Genomic DNA, 20,962 nt, shown 5'->3' with positions numbered 1-20,962 from the left:
TCGTGGCCGGCAACGACAAACGCCGCGGTGGTGTGCGCAAGACCAACAAGAAGGGCATGGTCGTCGGCTCCGGCGGGCAGCGACGCCGCGGTCTCAAGGGCAAGGGCCCGACGCCGAAGGCCGAGGACCGCGTCACGCACCCGGCCAAGCAGCGCGCCGACCAGCGCGCCAAGGCCGATCAGCAGCGCGCGAAGCGCCAGGCGTCGGCCGAGAACTCGCCTGAACTGGTCGCCGGGCGCAACCCGGTCGTGGAGTGCGTCCGCGCGGGCGTCCCGGCCACCGGCATGTACGTGGCGCAGGGCATCGACGTCGACGACCGCGTCACCGAGGCGGTCCGCGAGGCCAAGAACCGCGGCATCCCGGTGCTCGACGTGCCGCGTCTGGAGCTCGACAGGTTGACCAGCAACGCGATGCACCAGGGCCTGGCCCTGCAGGTGCCGCCGTTCGAGTACGCGCACCCCGGCGAGGTGCTGACCGCCGCGACGGACACCGGTCTGCCACCGCTGATCGTGGCGCTGGACGGAGTCACCGACCCGCGCAACCTGGGCGCGGTGATCCGCTCGGCGGCCGCGTTCGGCGCGCACGGCGTGGTCGTGCCGCAGCGCCGGAGCGCGGGCATCACGGCGGTGGCGTGGCGGACCAGCGCGGGCACGGCGGCGAAGCTGCCGGTCGCCAAGGCCGTCAACCTGACTCGCACGCTCAAGGACTACAAGGAAGCCGGGCTGATGGTCATCGGCCTGGACGCCGATTCCGACATCACCTCCGACGAGCTGGAGCTGGCCACCGGCCCGCTCGTGGTCGTCGTCGGTTCGGAGGGCCGGGGCCTGTCCCGCCTGGTGCGGGAGACCTGCGACCAGACGGTGTCGATCCCGATGTCCGCCGGTGTCGAGTCGCTCAACGCCTCGGTCGCGGCCGGTGTGGTGCTGTCCGAGGTGGCCCGGCGGCGCCGGATCAGGTGAGGGTGAGAGCCCGGTCCATTCCGGGCATGCGGCGTGCGGGCCTCGGTTAGGCTCCTTCTCCGGTAACCGACCGAGGAGGCGTGGGCCTCCCGCAACCGAGGCCCTTCATGTCGTTCGCTTCACCGCTGTTCCTGTGGTTCTTCCTGCCGGCCGTGCTCGCGGTCGTCCTGGTGGCACCTCGAAGCGGGCGCAACGTCGTGGTCGCGGTCGCCAGCCTCGTGTTCTACGCCAGCGGTGCGGGCGGCACGACGTTGTTGCTGCTGGCGTGCATCGCGGTGAACTTCCTGGCCGGTCGTCGCCTGGAACCGGGTGCCGAATGGCCGGGCCAGCGGGAACGCCGCAGGTGGCTGCTGGTCGGCGTGGTCGCGTTCAACCTGACGATCCTGCTGGTCTGGAAGTACGCGGGATTCGCCACCGAGCAGCTGGCGGTGCTGGCGCGCTGGTTCGGCGGCGACTACCCGGTGCTGCAGCTGGCGCTGCCGATCGGGATCTCGTTCTACACGTTCCACCACATCTCCTACGTGGTGGACATCTACCGGGGCGAGCGGCCCGCGCTGCGCGACCCGGTCTCGTTCATCACCTACATCGCGATGTTCCCGCAGCTGGTGGCGGGTCCGATCGTGCGCTACCGGGAGATCGCCGATCAGCTCCCGCAGCGCCGCACGCACCGGCTCGACGACATCGCGGCCGGTTTCCCGCGCTTCGCGTGGGGTCTGACGAAGAAGGTCGTCATCGCCGACACGCTGGCGCCGATGGTCGACGCCTGCTTCGCGACTCCCGCTCACGACATGACGTTCGCGATCGCCTGGCTGGGCGCGATCGGCTACACCATGCAGCTGTACTTCGACTTCTCCGGCTACTCGGACATGGCGATCGGGCTGGGTCGGATGCTGGGGTTCCGGCTGCCGGAGAACTTCGCGCGGCCCTACTCGTCGGTGACGATCACCGAGTTCTGGCGGCGCTGGCACATGTCGCTGTCGCGCTGGTTCCGCGACTACGTCTACATCCCGCTCGGCGGCAACCGGCTGGGCACCGCGAAGACCTACCGGAACCTGACGATCATCTTCGTGCTCACCGGTTTCTGGCACGGCGCGGCGTGGACGTACCTGGTGTGGGGGCTCTTCCACGGCTCGCTGCTGGTGCTGGAACGCCGTTTCGGCTGGTCGACGGCACCCTCGGACTGGCGCTTCCGGCTGGGGCGGCGGGCGTTGACGATGCTGCTCGTGGTGATCGGCTGGGTGTTCTTCCGCGCCCCGGACCTGGGCAGCGCGCTGGGAATGCTGGGGCACATGCTGGTGCCGGACCTGGCGGGGCTGACCGACATCGTCTCGGCTTCGGTGACCCACCAGCGGCTGTTCTTCCTGCTGGTCGCGCTGATCGTTGTGCTGCTGCCCGCGGGCTCGGGAACCGGCCCGTTCCTGGAGGCCGTCCGCACCCGCGAGGCGTACGCGGTGCGCGCGACGGTCCTCACGGCGGGCCTGGGCTACTCGGGTCTGCTGGTGGCCACCGGCACGTTCAGTCCGTTCCTGTACTACCAGTTCTGACGAACATCGCGCCATGACCAGGGGTTTTGGTGCTGCAATCCCCCCTTTTGAGGGGGTCAGGCCGTCACCAGGCCGTCTGAACACAGAAGCGCCCCGAGCCGGGGGTACCGAGTCGGGGCGCTGATCAGTGGCGGCCGAAGACGGTGTCAACAGCACGTTGCGTCCGCTCCAAGCTGGAGGGCATCAGGTGCGTGTACACCTTCAGAGTGAAGCCAGGGTCGAAGTGTCCAAGGTAGTCGGACAACGCCCGGATGTTCTCGCCCTGGTCCAGAAGGATCGACGCGAAGAAGTGGCGGAGCGCGTGAAACCCGTCACGGCGAGTCGGCTTCTCGACCCCGGCGCGTCGTACGGCAGGCTTCCAGATGTCGGTGTTGAACGGGTACCGGATGACAGCACCCTCGTTCCTGTTCGTGACGAGAAGCTTGACCGTCATCGGCTCGCCCTCATCGGGGTCCTTCCAGGGAAGCGTCACTTCAGGCGCTCCGAACTCGTTTATGTGCTTTGCGATGTTCTTTTCGATCTGGTTCGCAACGGGGACCCGCCGGATCTTGCCTCCCTTTGGAGGCGCGAACACGGGCTTCCCCTCGATGAGCTTGACCTGGCGCCTGACGGTGATATAGCGGTCTTCACCAATATCGTCGGGCGAGAGCCCGAAAACCTCGCCTTGGCGTAGTCCGCAGCCAGAACCCAGATCCACCGCAATGCGGTATCGGGCAGTGATCGACTCGCGGATCTTGAACACAGTTTCCTCCGGCCAGGGCTCCACCTTCGTCGAACTCGCCGGAGGCTTGGTGACGGACCTTGCCGAGCAGGGGTTCTTGGTGATCAATTCGTCGTCGATCGCAAATGAGAAGACTGACGAGACGTGCGTGAATATGACTCGCCGGTACGTGTCCGCGAGCCCCTGCTTCTGAAGACCTCTGTCCCACGCCTGAATCCGCGAAGGGCGGATGTCCTTGATTGGGTTGTCTCCGAAGTGGGGGAAGACGTGGTTCCGCAGACGGGTCTCCACAGCCTCATGAGTCGACCGGTCGAAGGTTCGAGAGTCAAGCCAAGACTTCGCCACACTGCGGAACGGAACCTTGCCCGAATTCGGGTTGACGAACGACCCACGCTGCTTGTCGGCCTCCACCGATGCGAGGAAGCTCTCAGCCTCTTTCTTCTGTCCGTCCGGATATGAGACGGAGTGCTCGTTCCCATCCAGGTCCAAGTATCGAACCTTGTACCGCATCCCCTTACCGAATAGCGTTGTCTTTTCCCGCTTTGGGCGACCCCGCGAGTCCAGCACCGGCTTTCCGGCCTCATCCTTTGCTGGCTTCCACCAGCGGTCCTGCACGTGTCCCATCGTTCTCTCCTTTAGTCGAACCAGGTCTCTACTTCGTCGGCCTTGTAACGCAGGTGTTTCCCGACTTTTCGTGCAGGAGGGCCATACTTCTTCTTTCTCCACTCATAAAGCGTCTGCACCGGGATGGCGTAAAAGTCGGCAACCTCGTCCGGGCTCAGCATTTTTCGCATGGCCCTAGTCCCTCCTTTCACTGTCGAACCGACGCTTGCGTTCTTCGCGTTGGCGTTCGGCTATGGCGGCGGCGAGTTCGCGTTCTTCGGGGGTGCGGTGGCCGACGCTGACCAGGGACCAGTCGTTGATGACGGTGATCGAGTCGTCGGTGACCCCGAGCTCGGCAAGCACTTCGTCGTGGCGGTAGCGGCGGCGGTCGTCGCGGATCTGCCGGAAGGGCACGGAGTAGTAGCAGGATTTGGTGAGGAAGTGGCCTCGGAAGGCGAGCATGTGCGCCCAGTGCCGGGGTTTGAGTGCGTCCAGCGGGTCCGGCTTGTCGCCCTGCTCCGGGTGGAGTCGATGCCAGAGGACGGTGCGGCTGACTTCCCCGCCGTTATTGCAGGTCGCGCAGTACTGGGCGTGCTCGCATCCGCAGCCCTCGGGGGCGTGGAAGCCCTCGGGGTGGCAGTCCGGGCAGGGCACGGGGGTGACGAGGTCCCAGGCGGTTTGGATGATCCGCCGGTGATGCTCGGTGACGCGGAGGCGGTCGATGTCTGCTTGGGTGCGGATGCGGCGGTCGACGGCTTCGCTCTTGCCGGTGCCCTTGGTGGCGTATTTGGCCACATAGGACGCAAGCCGATCGTCAGTGATCACGCCCTGGTCGTCTTCGACCTGTCCGGCGTCGGCGGGCCGGATGGGGCGGATGTCGATCTGCTCCCCAAACGCCAACTCCCACGTCTGTCCGTCGACCTCCGGGGAGGTCAGGACCGTGTTGGCGTGGGCGAGGCGGATGGCGTCGGTGAGCACATCGGAGGTGACCCACCTCGGGGTCGGATCCCCCGCACCCTCCGGCCCATCCAGACGCAGGACGGCGTGGAAGTGGATCACGCCCCGGCGCTGGAACTCGGCGACCTTGGCAAACGACAACCGCGCGTGCTCGGCGAACAGGCGCTGCGGGAGCCCGGCGGCTTGGGCGAGGTAGCGCTTGAGGTAGGTGGTGAAGCGGTGCCACAGGTCCCCGGCGTGGGCCTGCCACAAGACGTGGCCGGTGTAGTCGTAGCCCTCGGGGTCGAGGGGCTGTCCGATGCGGGGGTCGTCGGGGTGGTGGTACTCGCCGCAGCGGCACGGGATCGCCTTGCCGTGAGGGGCCCGGCGGTTGTGGACCGGCCCGAACGACGGGGCGGTCAGCGTCAGGAACATGCGGGGCTTGTCCGCGACCGAGGCCGGGATGCCCTTGGTCTCGCCGGTCAGCCCGGCTTTGAGGAGGTGGAAGGCGTCGGCGGCGTAGCGATCCGAGCAGGCCACGCACACCGATTCGCGGCGGTTGCCGCACGGAACGGTCACGTGTCCGGACCGGGAGGCCAAGGCCGTGCCGGTGGCGGTGTCCTGAATGGCCCACTGTCCGGACAGGCGGATCGGGTGAGTGCAGCCGCCGGTCATAGCGGCCTCGGTGCGCCACTGCTGAAAACCTGCGGCGCGGGCGCGGCGTTGGAAGCCGTCAGCGACCAGCGCACGGTAATCGTCGGCGGTCATAAACGTAGTCGGTGACATCTCCACCTCCTGACAAGGTCAGAGGCGGGACACCACCTGACCGATCTGCCCGGTGATGTCCCGCCGAGCGATCGGTGCTGTTCAGTTGTGCGGCAACGGCTTTTACGCGAGAGCGTGGCCGTTGGTGGTGCTGTAGCTGGCCGCGATCTGTTCCGCCTTGTCGGCTGGGACCTTGATCACGGCGTGAACGTCATCAGCGGTGAACTCGCGTCCCTCGTCGCGGGCGCGGGTGTAGGCCGCCTGAACGGCCTTGACCATCGGGGGCGGGAGCTTGGGCCCCTTGCTGACCGCCTTCGGGATCTCAGTGGTTGGCGTGGCCACCGGCGTTGGTGGTGCCGGTGATGCGGCCGGAGTGGCCGGACGCGGGTCGGGAGCTGGAGCCGGTGTCGGCGTCGGTTCCGGTGCGGGGATCTCCGCCGGGGCGGCCTGCCCGATGAGCTGGTGGACAGGCACGGCGGTGATCTGGGCGCGGAACGCCGTGGTGGTGCCGGTGCGGTCGACCAGCCAGCGCAGGACCAGCAGCCCCGGGCGGAGCCGGAACTTGGTGCGGCCACTACGGGCTTCGTAGTCCGCCCGCATCTCCAACAGCACGATGTCGAAGACCGCGACCGCCGCAACCGGCAACCCAGCGGCGACCAGCCGGGTTTCCAGGGTGGGCTGGTGAATCCAGTTGATCCACGAACTCACCGCCGTAAATCCCCACATCAGCAGCCGTGCGCGGAGGGCGGAGCGGCCGTGGATGGAGGCTCGGTAGGTCATCAGGGTGCAGGCGAACGCGGCTCCGTCGAAGGTGGCCGGCACGAGCCACGCGGTCCAGTAGGTGAATCCGGTCATGGAGGTCATGCCGTATTCGTGCAGTCCCACGAAGCTCGCGGCCCAGCCCATCACCGCCGCCAGCGCCACCAAACCGAGCGCGACCGGCGAGAGCCACAGGTGCGCCTTGCTCTGGGGCGTGTCCTGATCCATCGCCTTCACCCCTTTACTCGGTGCTGGGGGTGAACAGGGCGTACAGGCCCCGCACGGCCAGGATCACGCCGATGCCTCCGGCGATGGCGTAGGCGGGACTGACCAGCAGCCACACCAGAGCCAGGATCGCGGAGATGAAGGCCAGTAACACCAGGACGGTCTTGATGGCCTTACCGGTCAGTTCCACGTGGACAACGGGCTTCATGACTTCGTTCCTTCCTCATCGGTGAACAGCGCGTACTGATTGGGGTGGTTGGCTTCGAGGGCGGTGGTCTGGATCTGGACGCCATCAGCGATGAGCCGTTTGAACTGCTCGAAGCTCATGTGGCATTCGGCGCCGGGCTTGTCGTCGTCGCAGGGCCACGTGATCGCGACCGTGACCCCGTCAGAGCCGGGGTGGAGCGAGACGATTGCGTGCGGGGCTCCTGCGTAGAAGTAGGGCGTCAGGTTCACGGGTTTCCTTCCTTGCCTCAGGCGGCGTCTTCGTCTTCGTCGCGGCGGAACTCGACAACGTTGGAGGTGTCCTCAGTCGGTGCCGGGCAGGTGCGCACGAGCTCCTCGATGTCCTCGTCGGCGACATTTCCGGCCCGCACCCGGATGGGGCGGCGGGTGTACTGGTCGACGCGGAAGCCGATCCCGGCGTGGTCTTCATCAGCGGGGATCTCGTCGGTCAGGGCGCCCTTGACGCGCATGCCGTCGCCGAGGGTCATGTCGGCGTGGTTTTCGGCGGTGGTGCGCAGGCAGATCCGGCGGGTGAACAGATCCCGAACCGGCAGGATGTCCTTGGTCGGCTCCTGTAGGTAGGCGCAGACCGCGAACCCGGAGGCGCGTCCTTGGGTCATGATCTCGGCCAGCAGCTTCACAGCGGCGCGAGTGACGCTAGAGCTGCCGAGGGCGGTCATCATGGCCAGCTCGTCGATCATCAACACCCGCAGAGGCGTCTCGGTACTGACGCGGACCTTGCGGAGCCCCTCGTCTTTGAGGAAGCGCTGCGTGGTCTTCATGTCGTTGCGGAAGGCCTCGATGACCTGCAAGGCCTTGTCCGGGTCGTCGGCGTACTTGTTGAACAGCGGTCGGGCGTTGCCCGCTTCCATGCCGCCCTTGAGGTCGCACATGTCGACTCGCACAAGGCCGTCGCGGATCGCCGGTCCCATCGCCCGAAGTGGGTTCCACATCAGCGAGCTCTTGCCCGCCCCAGCAGCGCCGACACCCAGAAGGTGGTTGCCGAGGATCGGTTCGGTCCAGTCGTTGCCGTACTCGTCTTCGCCGAAGTACAGCGCCGACAGATCCACGTCGGAGGAGTCCGCGGGGATCTCGGCCGGGTCGATGAACTGCTCGAACGGGTTGCCCCGCACGACGGTCAGCGCGATGAGGCCGGGCTTGACCTTCACGATGCCCAGGGCGTCGGCCCGCAGCGCCATCGACAGCTCGTCGGCGGCATCCTGGAACTTCTTCAACGACTGACCCCGCAGGACCTTCACGTACAGCGTGTCGATCGACGGCGAGGCGGAGCGCACGCGGACCAGGCGGGGGACCTCGATGTGGCCGGTCCGGCGGTTCTCCCGGCCGAACTCGCAATCGATCATCAGCCCCCGCCAGCGACGGCCCACGTAGCGCAGCCATCTGCGGCGGAACGAGCGCAGCACGGGGGCGCCGAAGCGGTCGAAGGTCTCGGGGTGTCCGCGATACCACGACAGCCCAGCCGCCCCTACTCCGGCCAGGGCGGTTCCGGTGGTGACCGGTCCGAGCTCGACCACGCTGGCGGCCAGTGCGGCGGGTGTGCCGGTCATGCCGGGGTGCCGGGCCATCCACGAGGCCGCACGCCACTCCATGCCCTTGCGTCGGTTCACCAAAGCCATTGCGGATCAACTCCATTCAGAAAAAGGGGCTCGGCCACCAGCACGAAGCCAGCAGCCGAGCCCCTCGGGGAAATGCGGGTTACTTCGAGTTGTTGATCTGGGCGTCTTCGAGGTCGACCTTGTAGTTCGCCACCGTGCGCGCCAGCTCGTCGTGGTCCTTCTTGAACCCCGCCGTGCGCACCTGCAAGCCCTTCATGGCCTCGCGAAGCTTGCTCATGGCCTTGTCGATGTCCTCGATCACCGCCGTGACCTGATAGCTGTTGTTGCTCATCCTCAGACCCTCCAACCCTTCGACACGAGTTCCTTTTCCCACTTCACCGTCGACGCGTGAAACGCGGTCAACTGCACAGCCGCCTTTGCGTGCGCGCCGTCGACCTCATCGCGACCCGGAACCCGCCAGTCGGTCTCGCCGGGCTCTTGGATCTTCTTGTGGAGCTTTTTAGCCTCATCCAACGCCGTGCGAACCAAAGCAACAGCGGCCATCAGGTCGCGGTACTTGTTCATGGCGTGGCGATTCGCAGCCTGAACCTGCATTGCCTAACCCTTCCTTTCGTTAGTTCGTTCTCCTTTCATTCCGGCCTGATCCGGAGCGAAAGGCGGTGCTCGTTCTGAACTCAATTGACCTTCCATGAATGCGGGCAGTCCTGGCACTGCGCGGTGCCGTCGGGATCAACGAAGTAGAACCAGTGCGCACACCCACTCACGCCACCCGCCCCCTTTCTCTCTCGTCGCTGCTGTTCCAGGGATTGGCCAGTGCCTCCCAGCGGTAGGCGGCCTGCTTTGATCTGCGCGGCACTAGCACTGATCGGGCGGAGCCCTGGTAGCGGCCGTAGCGCACGTGGTGCGTGCCGCCGATCTCCAGCCAGCGCGCCTCGATCAGCTGGTGCACGGCCGCGTCGATGTGGTCCGGGACCTTCTCCACCTCGTCGTTGCTGAGGCGCTTGTAGACGTCCTCCCGGATCCCGACCAGCACGAACCCGATACGCGAGGCCGACCGGAGGACCTTCTCGATCAGGTCCATGTCGTTAATCGGTGGCCGGGACTCCTCCCGCTTTGGCAGCGGGGCCACCGGGTTGCCGAACAGATCCGTTTCACCGTCCATCCCTGCTCACCCCTTCTCGGAGCCCAGGCAGCCGGAGCCGTGGAAATCAAACCCACCCATGACCCTCACCTCCGTTCACCTCGTGGTTGCAGAACTGGTCGCCGGAGTGCCGATACCGCATCGGGTCGATGTGGCAAGCCGGGCAATAGCACAAAGACACTTGAAACCACTTCCTTCTCTTATTAATTGATCACTTCGTGGCGCACAACGTGCACATCACCTGCGAACCCCACACGGGCATTCCGCAGCCATTCGCGCACGACGCGGTGCTGCTCTCCTGGTAAGGCGGCATCGAATTCACCCCCTTTCTCGCTAGCCCTTGCGAGAGTCCATAAAGGCCCCGGGAAACTGCTTCCCCCGGGGCCAATAAGGCCTCTCCGGCGCACGTTTTCGCGCCGAAAAAGGCATAGCTCGGCCCACTCTTGAATTCTCAAACAACAAGCAGCCTGAATAAGGCTTAGAAAAAGTCAGATGGGAATGGTCAGAATGCGGGGCTGGTCAGGCAGCGGCCGGGATCTGGGCGTTCGCCGGGGCGAGCCCGTTGGCCTTGAACGCCAGGCCCGAGCCGTTGTCGTTCTCCCAGTGGCTGACCGTCGCGTCGATCAGCTGGACGTAGACGCCCTCCTCGAAGCCCTCACCGGGGTCGGCGGTCAAGGTCACCTTGATCTCCTCACCCTTGCCCGGGAACTCGCCCGGCTGCACCCGGCGCTTCGCGAACAGCGACACCACGAACTGCTGCACGCCCTCGCGGTTCTTCACGAACTCCTGCACGCCGTCCTTCTCGCGGGTCTTCTCCTGCGGAGCCTCGGTGACCATCAGCTTGTAGCCCTGCATGTTGACCGGGATGTTCCTCAGCATCTCTGCCTCCAGCTAGATCTTCTCGGCTGTGTTTACCCCCCTAAACACCTGCGGCGCAATCTGTTGTTGAGGGGGTCTAAACACCAAGGTAGGGCGTTGGCCCTCGGCTGTCAAGGGGTCTAAACTCCGGGTGTGACCACCAAGGACGAGTTCGAAGCCGTGCGGAGGGAGACTGACCCCATCCGCCGAGGTCAGCGCGCCACAGATCTCATCACGATCTATCAGCAGCGTGCTACGGAGCTCGCCCGGCTGCGCAAGGCAGCGATCGAAGAGGCCCACCGTGAGCTGGGGATGAGCTACACGGAGATTGCAGCGGGTCTCGGCATCACCAAGGGCCGTGTCACACAGATCAAGCAGTCGGCTGCGGCTGCTCAGCGCGCCTTCTTCGGTGTGGGGCCAGTGAGCATCGGTATTCCGTACCGGTACCAGGTCACCGACCGCGAACGCCCGCTCATTGCCGCCGAGGACGCGGAGACGGGGGAGCAGCTGGAATCGCTGCTGGCCGCACTGTCATTCACGGTCGATCGATACCAGATCGGTCCGGAAACCGAAGCCGCGCCGGAAGGCGACGGTGTCGTGGTCTGCGGCCCGAAGTCCGCCCCAATCGGTGCCGAACTGCTTGATGAAGACCCCGTCGCGACGCTTATCAAGGACGGCGGTCGGTGGTGGTTCGAACACCGCGATTCAGGGGAGCGGTTCGGCTCGCCTGCAGATGACGAGACGCCGCAGCACGCAGACCTCGGGTACTTCGCGCGTCATCGTTATGACGGTCGGGTCGTCGTGCACATCGCCGGCATCCACGCTATCGGGTCGCTTGGAGTCGCTCACTACCTCACGGGCAACCTCGCCGACCTCTACCGCCGGGTCGGCGACGTGTCCTTCAGCGGAGCTGTGCGCGCAACCTACGACGGCCTCACCATCACCAAGAGCGAACTCGTAGGAGGCCCTTATGCCTGGTGAGGTCGCATCTGTAGCGACCGCCCAACTTCCTGGTTCCGAGAACAGCGACGACAAGATCTTCGTGACCAGGAATGCCGTCCTCGTCCTAGACGGAGCATCCGCGTTCATACCGGTTCCGGTCTCGGCGAGCAGGTATGCGGCGACCCTGGGCAGCCGCCTCAGCCGTTCCCTGGAGGAAGCCCCCGAGGCAGACCTCTCCAATCTTCTGGCGGTCGCGATCGAAGAGGCGGCAGCGGAACTGAACCTGAGTGCTGGGGAATCTCCATCAAGCACGGTGGCCATCGTTCGTCAGCGCGGTGATCTGGTCGACACGCTCGTGCTCGGTGACAGCGCGATCGTGCTTCCGAGCGGAATTGTCACCGATGGGCGGATCGACGCCCTGAACCTGGGGGAGCGGAGCCGGTACCAAGAGCGATTGGCCCAAGGGACTGGCTACGACGAAGATCACACGCAGCTGTTGCGTGAACTCCAGAATCAACAGGCGAAGCATCGAAACCAGTCCGGGGGATACTGGATCGCCGAAGCCGACCCCGCCGCAGCAGCGCACGCTCTCACTGCGACTCACCCGGTCCAGTCGACGCCCTGGGCGATTCTCCTGACCGACGGTGCTCTAAACACGGCGCGTCATACTGGCCTCGACAACTGGCCGGACCTAGCGGCAGCCGGTCAGTCCGCGCTGCTGGCATTGCTTGATCGCCTGCACGAATGGGAAGAGACCGATGATCCGGACGGGAAGCTCTTTCCGCGCTCTAAGCGGCATGACGACAAGGCCATCGCTGCTGTCCGCTTCAGGTAAGCCCCCGGCCAGGACGCCCCACGACCGCATGCTGTAACTGAACCCCGACGCAGTCGTCGACCGGATCGAGGACCCGACCCCAGATCTTGATTTTGATGCACTGCGCGTGTGTTCAGAGTTTCTTTTCTTCATCAAGGGCGGCCCCTGCGGGGCCGCCTACCTGCTGTTTCTCTGGCCGGGGCAGCGGGACACCGGGCGTGCGGCCTCCGGCCGGTCCCGGCGCCCGCGCCCCGGCCAAACGGGTAGGCAGGCGGCCCCGCACCGCCAGAAGGGTCCACGCTCAGGCGCAAAGAGATGTCCTCGCCGGACGGGCAGGCCAACAGGGTGAGGGGGACAGGCACATCGGCTGCGGTTCGGTCGTGGCTGCTCTGTCCTCACCCCATCGACCTCCACAAGGGCTATCAGCCCGCGTCAAGGGGGCAAGCTTGAGTGCCGGCATCTCCCGCTGACATCGCCGGTTGCCCCCTTGACACGGCCTGATGAGGGCTTCGCCAGGTCGACGGGGTGAGGACAGAGGCCCTCCCTTGCATGTAGATAGCGCCAACGTGAACCGTAGGTCAATCACGGCGAGCAATGTCAGTGCAGGCTGCGACGCTGCCGACATGAGCCCTTGGAATCTTCTTGTCCTCGATAAAGCCCTTCGCGCCAGTTGGGCGGCTGATACCTGTTCCCCGGACGACCTTGAACGCGCTGGCTGGCAGGCCGACAATCCGGCGTGGGGCCACTGCGACATCACAGCGTTGATCGTCAACGACATCTTTGGCGGAGACCTTGTGCTTGGCGAGGTCCACTTCAACGGGGAACAGCACGGCTTCCACTGGTGGAACCGGCTTCCCACCGGCGTTGAGATTGACTTGACGCGCGAGCAGTTCCAGCTCGGCCAGACTGTCACCGCGGACCGTGTGGTTGAGCGCCCGCCGGGCCCACTTCGTCGACATGAGGAGTATCTCCTCCTGCGTGAGCGCCTCAGCCAGCACCTCGGTGACGTTCCTGGCCCTGTTCTTTGAGAACGGGCGGCATCGATATCGCCACGACCGTGCCAGGCGTACTACTGGCTTGGCATCAGACGTGCGTCGGCGACTGGTGGGCGCTCGCAACCTTCGAACTGACGAACCGCACCGGTAAGTCTCGGTTTGTCGTGCGGTGTCTGATCGGCTGACCCCTCCATCAGCCGAGGCCGTCCACAGGCCGTCAGGCCGTCGGCAGGCCGTCTGAGACCACCCAACAACAACCAATTTCACCAACCGCCAGCGACGGAAGTCCGCAGGTGACAGGCTTACTCACCGGGCTTTGCCCTGGTCGTGATTTGCTGGCCGTCTGTACTACCAGTTCTAGGAGCTGTTCATGGATCAGGTTCCAAGAGGGCGTGAGCGACGTGAGGATTCCTGAGCTGCCGCCGGTGCACGAGGCGTGGTTGCCGCGGGAACACCCGCTGCACCGGCCTCGCCACGGCAGGCGCCAGCTGGTGGCGTTGATCTGCGCGTTGGCGTTCTTCAGCGCCCCGTTGAGCAGCTGGTTGTTCGGCGCGCGGCCGGAGCAGCTGGAGAACCGGCCGCTGGCCGAGTTCCCCAGCGTCACCGAGGGTTTCGGCTTCTTCACCGGTCTGAACGGGTGGGCCACCGATCACCTGCCGTTCCGCAAGGGCGCGGTGCAGGCGGTCAACGCCATCAGCAGGGGAGTGTTCGGCGAACCGGCTCCGCTGGCGGGCGGCTCGCACAGCTCGCCGGTGGGCGCGGGGCAGGTGGACGCGAAGCCGCCGATCGACGAGAGCGTGTTCCCGCCGGTCATCGAGGGCGAGAACGGTTGGCTGTACCTGGGCCACGACGTGTCCTACCGCTGCGTTCCGTCCCGCTCGACCCAGGAGGTGATCGCCGGGCTGCGCGCCTGGCGGAAGGCCGTGGAGTCGTCGGGGCGGAGGTTCCAGCTGGTCATCGCCCCGGACAAGTCCACTGTGTACCCGGAGCACCTGCCGGAGACCTACCCGGGGGAGGACTGCTCCGTCGCCGAGCGGGAGGCGTTCTGGCGCGAGGTCCCGAAGGCGACCGGGGCGATCGATCTGCGCGCCCCGCTGCGGCAGGCCGCCGAGCGCAACGGGCGCCCGATCTACCACGACATCGACACGCACTGGACCCACGAGGGCGGCGCGACGATGGTCTACCAGCTCGCGGAGAGGCTGTCCCCGGGGATCACCGGCACGTGGAAGATGGCGCCGTCGCGGCAGTACCCGCACACCGCGGACATCCCTGACCTGCTGGGGCAGGACCGCACGGTGCCGATCCAGGCCTATTCGCTGGCGCCGGACGGGGGAGAGGACAACACGCAGTTCAAGCCCAGCGACTTCCACCAGCCGCTGCACCTGAAGTCCTCGCCCAAGCCGGGCATGATCACCAAGCCGGTGCGCGTGGTGGGCGATTCGTTCAGCCAGTTCGCCAGCCCGTACCTCGCCGCGACCCACACCGACATCGCGATCACGCACCCCGACAACGTCACGACGAACGCCCAGGCCACGGCGAACTTCCTGGCGGAGGGCGAGACGATCACCTTCGAGCTCTCGGAGCGCTTCGTGGCCGGAGGCAGGTACCCCCTCCTGGACCCGGCTGCGGCAGCGGAGGTCGGCGGGGTCCTCGCCGCTCACCCCGTGAGGTGAGGGCAGTGGGCGGTTCTGGTCCGAACCGACCGGTCAAAACGGACGTCGATCATGGCCGGTTCGGACCAAAACCGCCCCTTGGCGACCAACCCTTCCGGATCAGCGCCTCATGGGGGTGAAGTCCCTGGAGGCGACGTGGTTCGGTCGCGGGGACTTGGCCGCGAAGGGCTCGACCAGGGCGTTGTCCACGCTGTTGAACACGATGAAGATGTTCGAGCGCGGGTAGGGCGTGATGTTGTTGCCCGAGCCGTGCATGCAGTTGGAGTCGAACCACAGCGCCGAGCCCGCCTGGCCGGTGAACTGCTCGATCCCGTGCTCGTAGGCCAGCTTGGTGATGTTGTCCTCGGACGGGACACCGACCTTCTGCTGCTTGAGCGAGGACTTGTAGTTGTCCTCCGGGGTTTCACCAGCGCAGGACACGAACGTGCGGTGCGCACCCGGCATGATCATCAGTCCGCCGTTGAACGGGTAGTTGTCGGTCAGCGCGATCGAGATGCTGACCGCGCGCATGGCCGGCATGCCGTCCTCGGCGTGCCACGTCTCGAAGTCCGAGTGCCAGTAGAAACCCGTACCGCGATAGCCGGGCATGAAGTTGATCCGGCTCTGGTGCACGTACACGTCCGACCCCAGGATCTGCCGGGCGCGGTCCAGCACTCGCGGATCGCGGGCGAGCTCCCCGATCCGGTCGCTGATCTTGTGGACCTCGAAGATGGAGCGGACTTCGTTCGACGAACGTTCGACGACGGTGCGTTCGTCGTTGCGGACCCTCTCATCGCGCATCAGCCTCTCCAACTCCTGCCAGTGCGCCTGCACTTCGGCGGGGGACAGCAGTCCCTCCACCACGTGGAAGCCCTTGGCATCGTGAGCGGCCAGTTCGTCGCGCGCCGCCGGGCCGGTGCGAACACCGGACCAGACGGTCGGATCGGTCCGATCGAGCAGCGTCGAATCGGAGCCCCGGGTGGGGTAGCGGTCCGTGGTGCTCAGATCAGCGAGGGTCATGGGTTGCGCCTCCTTCGCGAATTCCCGCCGGAGCGGGCCGATGCCCTGGTGGACACCGCCCGCCGTTCTCGGTTCCTCGGTAAGAAGCGGCACACGTCAAGTGCCCGCGTTCCCCCACGTCAACGCGTGGGGAAAACCCTGGTGGTCAAAGACAGCGCGGCGGGTCCCCCTATTCTCCGGGTACCCGCCGCGCGCGTCGCTTAACTCAGCTGGCGACGTCGTCCTCGACGATCAGCGGGTAGACGCCGTTCTCGTCGTGGACCTCACGACCGGTGACCGGCGGGTTGAACACGCACACGGTCTTCATGGTCGTCTTCGGGCGGACCTGGTGCTTGTCCGCGTCGTTGAGCACGTAGATCGAGCCCGGCTTGAGCTGGTGGACCTCGCCGGTCGCCTTGTTCTCGACTTCGCCCTCACCCTCGGTGATGAACACGGCCTCGATGTGGTTGGCGTACCAGAAGTCGTTCACCGTGCCGGCGTAGAGCGTGGTCTCGTGCACCGAGAAGCCCAGCTTGTCCTTGGCCAGGAGAATGCGCTTGCTGCGCCAGTTCTCGGTCTTGATGTCGGCGTCGGTGTCCTCGATATCCGAGAGGTGCCGGACGATCACGTTTCCTCCTGCGAATCTTTGTTCAGTGGTGCACTGCGCGGGTACTCGCCCACACGCAGCTTGCCGCACGACGTGCCGGGGCCGGGAGAGGTGAAAGCCGATCGACGGCCTTTTCACCCTCCCGACCCCGTGAGCTCAACGTCGAATCAGGCGAGAACGGACTTGACGGAGTCGCGAACGATCGCCAAGCCCTTCTCCAGCTCCTCGTCGGAGATGGTCAGCGGCGGCATGATCTTCAGGACCTCGCTGGACGGACCGGAGGTCTCCATCAGGAGCTTCCGGTCGAACGCGGCCTTGGAGATCTTGCCCGCCACGTTGGTGTCCTCGAAGCCCAGACCGCGGGCCAGACCGCGGCCCTTGGCCATCGCGCCACCGTGCTCGGCGGCGATCTCCTCCAGCACCTGGCCGACGCGCTCGCCCTTGGCGATGGTGGCCTTCTCCAGCGTGTCGTCGGACCAGTACAGGCGGAACGCCTCGCTGGCGGTCACGAAGGCCGGGTTGTTGCCGCGGAAGGTGCCGTTGTGCTCGCCCGGCTCCCACACGTCGTGCTCCGGCTTGATCAGCGTCAGTGCGAGGGGCATGCCGTAGCCGCCGATGGACTTGGACAGGCAGACGATGTCGGGCTTGATGCCGGCCTCCTCGAAGGAGAAGAACGGACCGGTCCGGCCGCAACCCATCTGCACGTCATCGACGATCATCAGGATCCCGTGCTTCTGGCACAGGTCGTAGAGACCGCGCAGCCACTCGGGACGGGACGAGTTGATGCCGCCCTCGCCCTGCAGCGTCTCGACGATGACCGCCGCCGGCTCGTTGAGGCCCGAACCGCTGTCCTCGAGCATGCGCTCGAAGTACAGGAAGTCGGGCACCTGGCCGTCGAAGTAGTCGTCGTAGGGCATCGGGGTGGCGTGCACCAGCGGGATGCCCGCGCCGCCGCGCTTCATCGAGTTACCGGTGACCGACAGCGAGCCCAGCGTCATGCCGTGGAAGGCGTTGGTGAAGCTGATGATCGACTCGCGGCCGGTGATCTTGCGGGCCAGTTTCAGCGCCGACTCGACCGAGTTGGTGCCCGTCGGGCCGGGGAACTGGACCTTGTAGTTGAGGCCGCGCGGCTGGAGCACGTTGGAGCTGAAGCTCTCCAGGAACTCGGCCTTGGCCTTGGTGGCCTGGTCGAGGCCGTGGGTCACGCCGTCGCGCGCGATGTAGTCCAGCAGCTTCTGCTTCAGGGCCGGGTTGTTGTGGCCGTAGTTGAGGGCTCCGGCGCCCGCGAAGAAGTCGAGGTAGCCGGTGCCGTCCACGTCGTAGAGGTAGCTGCCGACCGCGCGGTCGAACGTGGTCGGCCACGTTCGGCTGTAGCTGCGGACTTCCGATTCAAGGGTGGCGAAGATGTCGTTCACGGATCCTCCGTTCGGCCGACGGCGCGCGGGCGCCCGGCGCTTCAGGGACGAACAAGATTGGGTGCTTGAGTCAGGCGGCGTCGAGCGGCCCGATGCGGTACAGGTCTTCCCCCAGATGCGAGTCGGGGAACAGGTCAGCGGTGAACAACTCGCTGCTGTTGATCTCTGCGGCTCGGTCGCGCGCCAGTGCGCTGAATAGCTTGATCGACGCGGCGTTGTCCGGGGTGATCGTGGTCTCCAGGAACCGCACGCCGCGCCCCTGCACGCGGTCGAGCAGGTGGTTCAGCAGCTTGCCTGCCACGCCACCCCCGCGCTGGGAGGCGTCGACGGCGATCTGCCACACCACGATGGTGTCCGGGGCGTCGGGCCGGATGAATCCGGTCACGAAGCCCACGACCGCACCGTCGACACGCGCCACCGCGGAGGTCTGCGAGAAGTCCCGGCACCACAGCAAATATGCGTAGGACGAGTTCACATCGAGCACTGCCGAATCTTGGGTGATCCGGTAGAGCTCTGGGCCGTCCGCGACGACCGGAGCGTCGATCTCCAACCGTCCGGCTGAACCGCTTCCGCCATTTCGATCTTCGTGCTTATGGCTCGGTTTATCGCCGGTCATGTTTTGCCAACTTAACAGAACATCCGTCTTGAGTCAGGTTCTGGCGCCTTTCTTCCGGCATCTACCAGGCGATTCGCAATTTTACACGTGAGAAGCACTACAGAAACGTTGATCCGTCGTCTCGGCCGGTGCTAGCCCCTATCTTCGGGGATTTGCAGGACAATTTCCGGCATGCTCTGACCTGCGCAAACGGAGAGTTGGCGAGTGAGTGATCAGCGCCGGGCAGGAAATCTTCCGGTGTTGCGAATACCGTCAGATCCGGTGGAAATGGCAGCGGGCGCACTCTCCGGGGCCGGCACGCCCCGGGCGAGTGCGCCCGCGTGTGGGAACCCGTGCCTGCGTCCGGGTCCCCGTGGGGGGAGGTCGATCAGACTCCGGCCAGCGACGAGATCCAGTCGCGGTACTCGGTGATGTTGACGTAGGCGGTCGAGGTCGCGCGGTCGCTCGTGGAGGCCACGCCGACCTGCTTGTCACCTGCGAACATCGGGCCGCCCGAGTCGCCGCCTGCCGGGATGCCGTCACCGCGCGAGGCGCAGATGGCCTGGCCGCCGCGGTAGTCGGTGCAGTCACCGTTGACGCCGGTCACGTTGACGTCGGCGACCTTGAGGATCGGCGCCTGGCACTCGATCTCGGGCTTGTCGGTGCAGGTCGCGCCCCAGCCGTAGGTCTGGACCGTGTCGCCGGTGTTGACGGTGCCCGCGTCGCCCAGCGGCGCGTAGTCGGTCTGCACCGCGTGGTCGATCTTGACCAGCGCGATGTCGGCGGTGTCGTGGATGTGCACCTCGCCCGGGATGGCGTTGGCGCGCTCGCCCTTGGTCTGGTCGACGTCGCCGATGTTGAAGCTCAGGCCGTTGCCGTCGGCCGCGTCGGCGACGCAGTGCTGAGCGGTGAGGACCCACTCGGGGGCGATGATGGACGCGGTGCAGGTCTCCTGGTCGTCGACGAACAGGCGGGCCGCCCAAGGCGCGCTGTCCACCTCGCGGCCATCGATGATGTACGGCTGGACGTCCTGCGGAGTGGTATCAGCTGCTGCCTGGGCGGGCACCGCCAGCAGGCCGCCGGCGATCACGGCACCGGCGAGTCCGGCGAGATTGCGGACGAGCGACACGTTGGTCTCCTTCGGTTCGCGGATTGGGCGAGGACCGAAATCGACCTTCACTCGACCGAGTGGCGCTGTCCATTGCTTGAGCACAACTCGCCAATTACCGGGAAATACCCGCGTGGCAATTCCACGTATTTCCCAACGGAATTCGGACTCCGCCGATCTCGACCGGCGACCGGGAGTCGTGGAGATCGTTCCGTCAGGCGGGATTTCGGCGCAACTCCCGGTATTCCTTGATCACCAGCACGATGATGACGATGTCCAGCACGGTCAGCACCGGCAGCACCCACGAGTGCGTCTGCACGCCGCGGACGAGCTCGAAGAGCACGAACAGCCCGAGCGCGGTGATCGCGGCCGGGTACCAGCGGACGGCCTTGCGGAGCAGCGCGATGACCAGGACGAGCTTGATGAGGCCGTGCACCAGCAGGTAGCCGATCACGAAAGCGCGGGCGCCACCGGTGAAGTGGCGCACGGCCTCCTCGAAGTGCCCGGCCAGCGGACCGGCCGGCGGGCCGAGGAGGTCGCGGGTCACCACCCCGTGCGCGATCCGCGTCAGCGCGCGCGGTGGGAAGAAGATCAGCAGCACGCCGCCGGCCAGCTGGCCCACGGCGTCCAGCCCCTTGAGCCACACGGCCGCGCGGAACAGCCGATCGGTCATCGTCACCTCAGCGCCCACGCCCCCATGATGTGCCGCATCGCCGAGGCGGACGCGCGGAGCCGCCGGGGCCTCGCGGGCTCCGGGGTCTCGTGGGCTCCGGGGTCTCGGGGGTTCGGACCAAGACCGCCCGCTGGTGAAGTCCCGCGCCCCGAGGAGTCCCTGCCCGGTGGGTCAGAGGACTTTGGTCATGAAGACGCTGTTGGGGTCCTTGCGGTATTCGGCGAACGGATCGCAGTAGGTGAAGCCGTGTTTGAGGTAGAGCTTGCGCGCCGGTTCGAAGAATTCGGCGGAACCCGTTTCGAGGCTCAGCCGGGTGTATCCCATGAGTTTCGATTCGCCGATGATGTGCTTCAGCAGTTGAGATGCAATTCCGCGATTCTTGTGCCAGGGGTCGGTTCGCATTGATTTGACCTCGGCGTGTTCAAGATCGATTTCTTTGATCGCTCCGCATCCCAGCACCGCGTTCCCCTCGCGCGCCGACCAGAACGTCACCCCAGGTCGGCGCAGGGAACTGAGCTCCAGAGCGTGCGTGCTCCCGGGAGGGGAGATCGCCCGCATCTCGCTGAGATGGCCGTGCAGGAAAGCCTCGATCTCCGGACCTGTCAGATCGTCAACGATAATGCGCACGAGCAAAACCCCACCAGAATTCACGATCGAAATCCGCTGGAACGGTATAGGTCGAGGTCGTCCGATGTCCAGCGCCCCTGTGGAAGTGATCTTCCGCCGTCGAAAAGCCAGGTCGTAATCGCAGGTTGGGGGCAGGTCGTTACTTTTTTGCTGGTCTTGGGACCAAATTTCACCCCGACGGCTGTGGCGGAACGGACACAGCCGTACCCGGTCAGTTAAAAG

Annotated in this window: 24 protein-coding genes; 5 read left to right on the top strand and 19 right to left on the bottom strand. The window is 65.9% G+C overall.

What is annotated here, in order from left to right:
• Positions 1-2: 2 nt before the first annotated feature.
• Positions 3-959 (top strand): 23S rRNA (guanosine(2251)-2'-O)-methyltransferase RlmB, encoded by a 957-nt coding sequence (gene rlmB, locus AB0J78_RS26190; protein ID WP_363793424.1) that lies wholly within the window; start codon positions 3-5, stop codon positions 957-959.
• A 107-nt stretch (positions 960-1,066) separates the two neighbouring features.
• Complete coding sequence (locus tag AB0J78_RS26185; protein ID WP_363793422.1) at positions 1,067-2,503, top strand: MBOAT family protein; 1,437 nt, start codon at positions 1,067-1,069, stop codon at positions 2,501-2,503.
• A 124-nt stretch (positions 2,504-2,627) separates the two neighbouring features.
• On the opposite strand, the gene AB0J78_RS26180 is transcribed toward AB0J78_RS26185, so the two are convergent.
• The 11 genes from AB0J78_RS26180 to AB0J78_RS26130 form a co-directional block, all read right to left on the bottom strand.
• On the bottom strand, positions 2,628-3,848 hold the full coding sequence (locus tag AB0J78_RS26180; RefSeq protein WP_363793420.1) for a site-specific integrase: 1,221 nt from the start codon (positions 3,846-3,848) through the stop codon (positions 2,628-2,630).
• 11 nt (positions 3,849-3,859) lie between these two features.
• Complete coding sequence (locus AB0J78_RS26175; RefSeq protein WP_363793570.1) at positions 3,860-4,009, bottom strand: helix-turn-helix domain-containing protein; 150 nt, start codon at positions 4,007-4,009, stop codon at positions 3,860-3,862.
• 13 nt (positions 4,010-4,022) lie between these two features.
• Positions 4,023-5,531 carry a replication initiator gene (locus AB0J78_RS26170; protein ID WP_363793418.1) on the bottom strand — a complete coding sequence of 503 codons (1,509 nt, stop codon included), beginning with the start codon at positions 5,529-5,531 and terminating at the stop codon, positions 4,023-4,025.
• Positions 5,532-5,651: 120 nt separating this feature from the next.
• Positions 5,652-6,515: a DUF2637 domain-containing protein gene (locus AB0J78_RS26165; RefSeq protein WP_363793416.1), complete on the bottom strand. Its 864-nt coding sequence runs from the start codon at positions 6,513-6,515 to the stop codon at positions 5,652-5,654.
• A 13-nt stretch (positions 6,516-6,528) separates the two neighbouring features.
• Entirely contained in the window at positions 6,529-6,720 is a 192-nt protein-coding gene (locus tag AB0J78_RS26160; protein ID WP_363793414.1) for a hypothetical protein, read from the bottom strand.
• The gene (locus AB0J78_RS26155; protein ID WP_363793412.1) at positions 6,717-6,968 is read right to left on the bottom strand and encodes a hypothetical protein; all 252 of its coding nucleotides are present in this window, start codon (positions 6,966-6,968) and stop codon (positions 6,717-6,719) included. The genes AB0J78_RS26160 and AB0J78_RS26155 overlap by 4 nt, the downstream gene beginning before the upstream one ends.
• Before the next feature lie 17 nt (positions 6,969-6,985).
• Positions 6,986-8,374, bottom strand: a complete 1,389-nt coding sequence (locus tag AB0J78_RS26150; RefSeq protein ID WP_363793409.1) for a cell division protein FtsK — start codon at positions 8,372-8,374, stop codon at positions 6,986-6,988.
• A 79-nt stretch (positions 8,375-8,453) separates the two neighbouring features.
• Positions 8,454-8,645, bottom strand: coding sequence for a hypothetical protein (locus tag AB0J78_RS26145; protein WP_132621665.1), 192 nt, complete (start codon positions 8,643-8,645; stop codon positions 8,454-8,456).
• A 2-nt stretch (positions 8,646-8,647) separates the two neighbouring features.
• A complete protein-coding gene (locus AB0J78_RS26140; protein WP_363793406.1) occupies positions 8,648-8,908 on the bottom strand; it encodes a hypothetical protein in 261 nt (86 codons plus the stop codon).
• A gap of 166 nt (positions 8,909-9,074) precedes the next feature.
• The gene (locus AB0J78_RS26135) at positions 9,075-9,476 is read right to left on the bottom strand and encodes a hypothetical protein (RefSeq protein WP_363793405.1); all 402 of its coding nucleotides are present in this window, start codon (positions 9,474-9,476) and stop codon (positions 9,075-9,077) included.
• 498 nt (positions 9,477-9,974) lie between these two features.
• Positions 9,975-10,334 (bottom strand): hypothetical protein, encoded by a 360-nt coding sequence (locus AB0J78_RS26130; RefSeq protein WP_363793403.1) that lies wholly within the window; start codon positions 10,332-10,334, stop codon positions 9,975-9,977.
• 132 nt (positions 10,335-10,466) lie between these two features.
• On the opposite strand from AB0J78_RS26130, the gene AB0J78_RS26125 reads away from it, so the two are divergent.
• Positions 10,467-11,294 carry a hypothetical protein gene (locus AB0J78_RS26125; protein ID WP_132671899.1) on the top strand — a complete coding sequence of 276 codons (828 nt, stop codon included), beginning with the start codon at positions 10,467-10,469 and terminating at the stop codon, positions 11,292-11,294.
• Positions 11,284-12,090, top strand: coding sequence for a hypothetical protein (locus AB0J78_RS26120; RefSeq protein WP_363793401.1), 807 nt, complete (start codon positions 11,284-11,286; stop codon positions 12,088-12,090). The genes AB0J78_RS26125 and AB0J78_RS26120 overlap by 11 nt, the downstream gene beginning before the upstream one ends.
• A gap of 557 nt (positions 12,091-12,647) precedes the next feature.
• Here AB0J78_RS26120 and AB0J78_RS26115 read toward each other — a convergent pair.
• Positions 12,648-13,028, bottom strand: a complete 381-nt coding sequence (locus tag AB0J78_RS26115) for a hypothetical protein (RefSeq protein ID WP_363793398.1) — start codon at positions 13,026-13,028, stop codon at positions 12,648-12,650.
• Between the two features lie 428 nt (positions 13,029-13,456).
• Here AB0J78_RS26115 and AB0J78_RS26110 point away from each other — a divergent pair, with 428 nt between their 5' ends.
• On the top strand, positions 13,457-14,737 hold the full coding sequence (locus AB0J78_RS26110) for a hypothetical protein (RefSeq protein ID WP_363793396.1): 1,281 nt from the start codon (positions 13,457-13,459) through the stop codon (positions 14,735-14,737).
• Between the two features lie 99 nt (positions 14,738-14,836).
• On the opposite strand, the gene thpD is transcribed toward AB0J78_RS26110, so the two are convergent.
• From thpD to AB0J78_RS26075, 7 genes are all read right to left on the bottom strand, one after another.
• Positions 14,837-15,736 (bottom strand): ectoine hydroxylase, encoded by a 900-nt coding sequence (thpD, locus tag AB0J78_RS26105; protein WP_363793394.1) that lies wholly within the window; start codon positions 15,734-15,736, stop codon positions 14,837-14,839.
• Between the two features lie 205 nt (positions 15,737-15,941).
• Positions 15,942-16,343 carry an ectoine synthase gene (locus AB0J78_RS26100; RefSeq protein ID WP_132678446.1) on the bottom strand — a complete coding sequence of 134 codons (402 nt, stop codon included), beginning with the start codon at positions 16,341-16,343 and terminating at the stop codon, positions 15,942-15,944.
• 146 nt (positions 16,344-16,489) lie between these two features.
• Positions 16,490-17,737, bottom strand: a complete 1,248-nt coding sequence (ectB, locus tag AB0J78_RS26095; RefSeq protein ID WP_363793392.1) for a diaminobutyrate--2-oxoglutarate transaminase — start codon at positions 17,735-17,737, stop codon at positions 16,490-16,492.
• A gap of 70 nt (positions 17,738-17,807) precedes the next feature.
• Complete coding sequence (gene ectA / locus AB0J78_RS26090; protein ID WP_363793390.1) at positions 17,808-18,287, bottom strand: diaminobutyrate acetyltransferase; 480 nt, start codon at positions 18,285-18,287, stop codon at positions 17,808-17,810.
• A 433-nt stretch (positions 18,288-18,720) separates the two neighbouring features.
• A complete protein-coding gene (locus tag AB0J78_RS26085) occupies positions 18,721-19,461 on the bottom strand; it encodes a trypsin-like serine protease (RefSeq protein WP_363793387.1) in 741 nt (246 codons plus the stop codon).
• A 193-nt stretch (positions 19,462-19,654) separates the two neighbouring features.
• The gene (locus AB0J78_RS26080) at positions 19,655-20,131 is read right to left on the bottom strand and encodes a DUF2127 domain-containing protein (protein WP_363793385.1); all 477 of its coding nucleotides are present in this window, start codon (positions 20,129-20,131) and stop codon (positions 19,655-19,657) included.
• A gap of 153 nt (positions 20,132-20,284) precedes the next feature.
• Positions 20,285-20,740: a GNAT family N-acetyltransferase gene (locus AB0J78_RS26075; protein ID WP_363793383.1), complete on the bottom strand. Its 456-nt coding sequence runs from the start codon at positions 20,738-20,740 to the stop codon at positions 20,285-20,287.
• Positions 20,741-20,962 lie beyond the last annotated feature (222 nt).

Origin of the sequence: Saccharopolyspora sp. NPDC049426 (genome assembly GCF_040676935.1) — a bacterium.
GTDB lineage: Bacteria > Actinomycetota > Actinomycetes > Mycobacteriales > Pseudonocardiaceae > Saccharopolyspora.
The sequence above is the reverse complement of the archived record's forward strand: the minus strand, read 5'-3'. Positions and strand labels throughout refer to the sequence as shown.

Excerpts from the sequence above, each read along its gene's own strand:
- AB0J78_RS26185 (WP_363793422.1), top strand. The coding sequence starts at position 1,067 with ATGTCGTTCGCTTCACCGCTGTTCCTGTGGTTCTTCCTGCCGGCCGTG.
- AB0J78_RS26180 (WP_363793420.1), bottom strand. The coding sequence starts at position 3,848 with ATGGGACACGTGCAGGACCGCTGGTGGAAGCCAGCAAAGGATGAGGCC.
- AB0J78_RS26175 (WP_363793570.1), bottom strand. The coding sequence starts at position 4,009 with ATGCTGAGCCCGGACGAGGTTGCCGACTTTTACGCCATCCCGGTGCAG.
- AB0J78_RS26170 (WP_363793418.1), bottom strand. The coding sequence starts at position 5,531 with ATGACCGCCGACGATTACCGTGCGCTGGTCGCTGACGGCTTCCAACGC.
- AB0J78_RS26165 (WP_363793416.1), bottom strand. The coding sequence starts at position 6,515 with ATGGATCAGGACACGCCCCAGAGCAAGGCGCACCTGTGGCTCTCGCCG.
- AB0J78_RS26160 (WP_363793414.1), bottom strand. The coding sequence starts at position 6,720 with ATGAAGCCCGTTGTCCACGTGGAACTGACCGGTAAGGCCATCAAGACC.
- AB0J78_RS26150 (WP_363793409.1), bottom strand. The coding sequence starts at position 8,374 with ATGGCTTTGGTGAACCGACGCAAGGGCATGGAGTGGCGTGCGGCCTCG.
- AB0J78_RS26145 (WP_132621665.1), bottom strand. The coding sequence starts at position 8,645 with ATGAGCAACAACAGCTATCAGGTCACGGCGGTGATCGAGGACATCGAC.
- AB0J78_RS26140 (WP_363793406.1), bottom strand. The coding sequence starts at position 8,908 with ATGCAGGTTCAGGCTGCGAATCGCCACGCCATGAACAAGTACCGCGAC.
- AB0J78_RS26135 (WP_363793405.1), bottom strand. The coding sequence starts at position 9,476 with ATGGACGGTGAAACGGATCTGTTCGGCAACCCGGTGGCCCCGCTGCCA.
- AB0J78_RS26130 (WP_363793403.1), bottom strand. The coding sequence starts at position 10,334 with ATGCTGAGGAACATCCCGGTCAACATGCAGGGCTACAAGCTGATGGTC.
- AB0J78_RS26120 (WP_363793401.1), top strand. The coding sequence starts at position 11,284 with ATGCCTGGTGAGGTCGCATCTGTAGCGACCGCCCAACTTCCTGGTTCC.
- AB0J78_RS26115 (WP_363793398.1), bottom strand. The coding sequence starts at position 13,028 with ATGTCGACGAAGTGGGCCCGGCGGGCGCTCAACCACACGGTCCGCGGT.
- thpD (WP_363793394.1), bottom strand. The coding sequence starts at position 15,736 with ATGACCCTCGCTGATCTGAGCACCACGGACCGCTACCCCACCCGGGGC.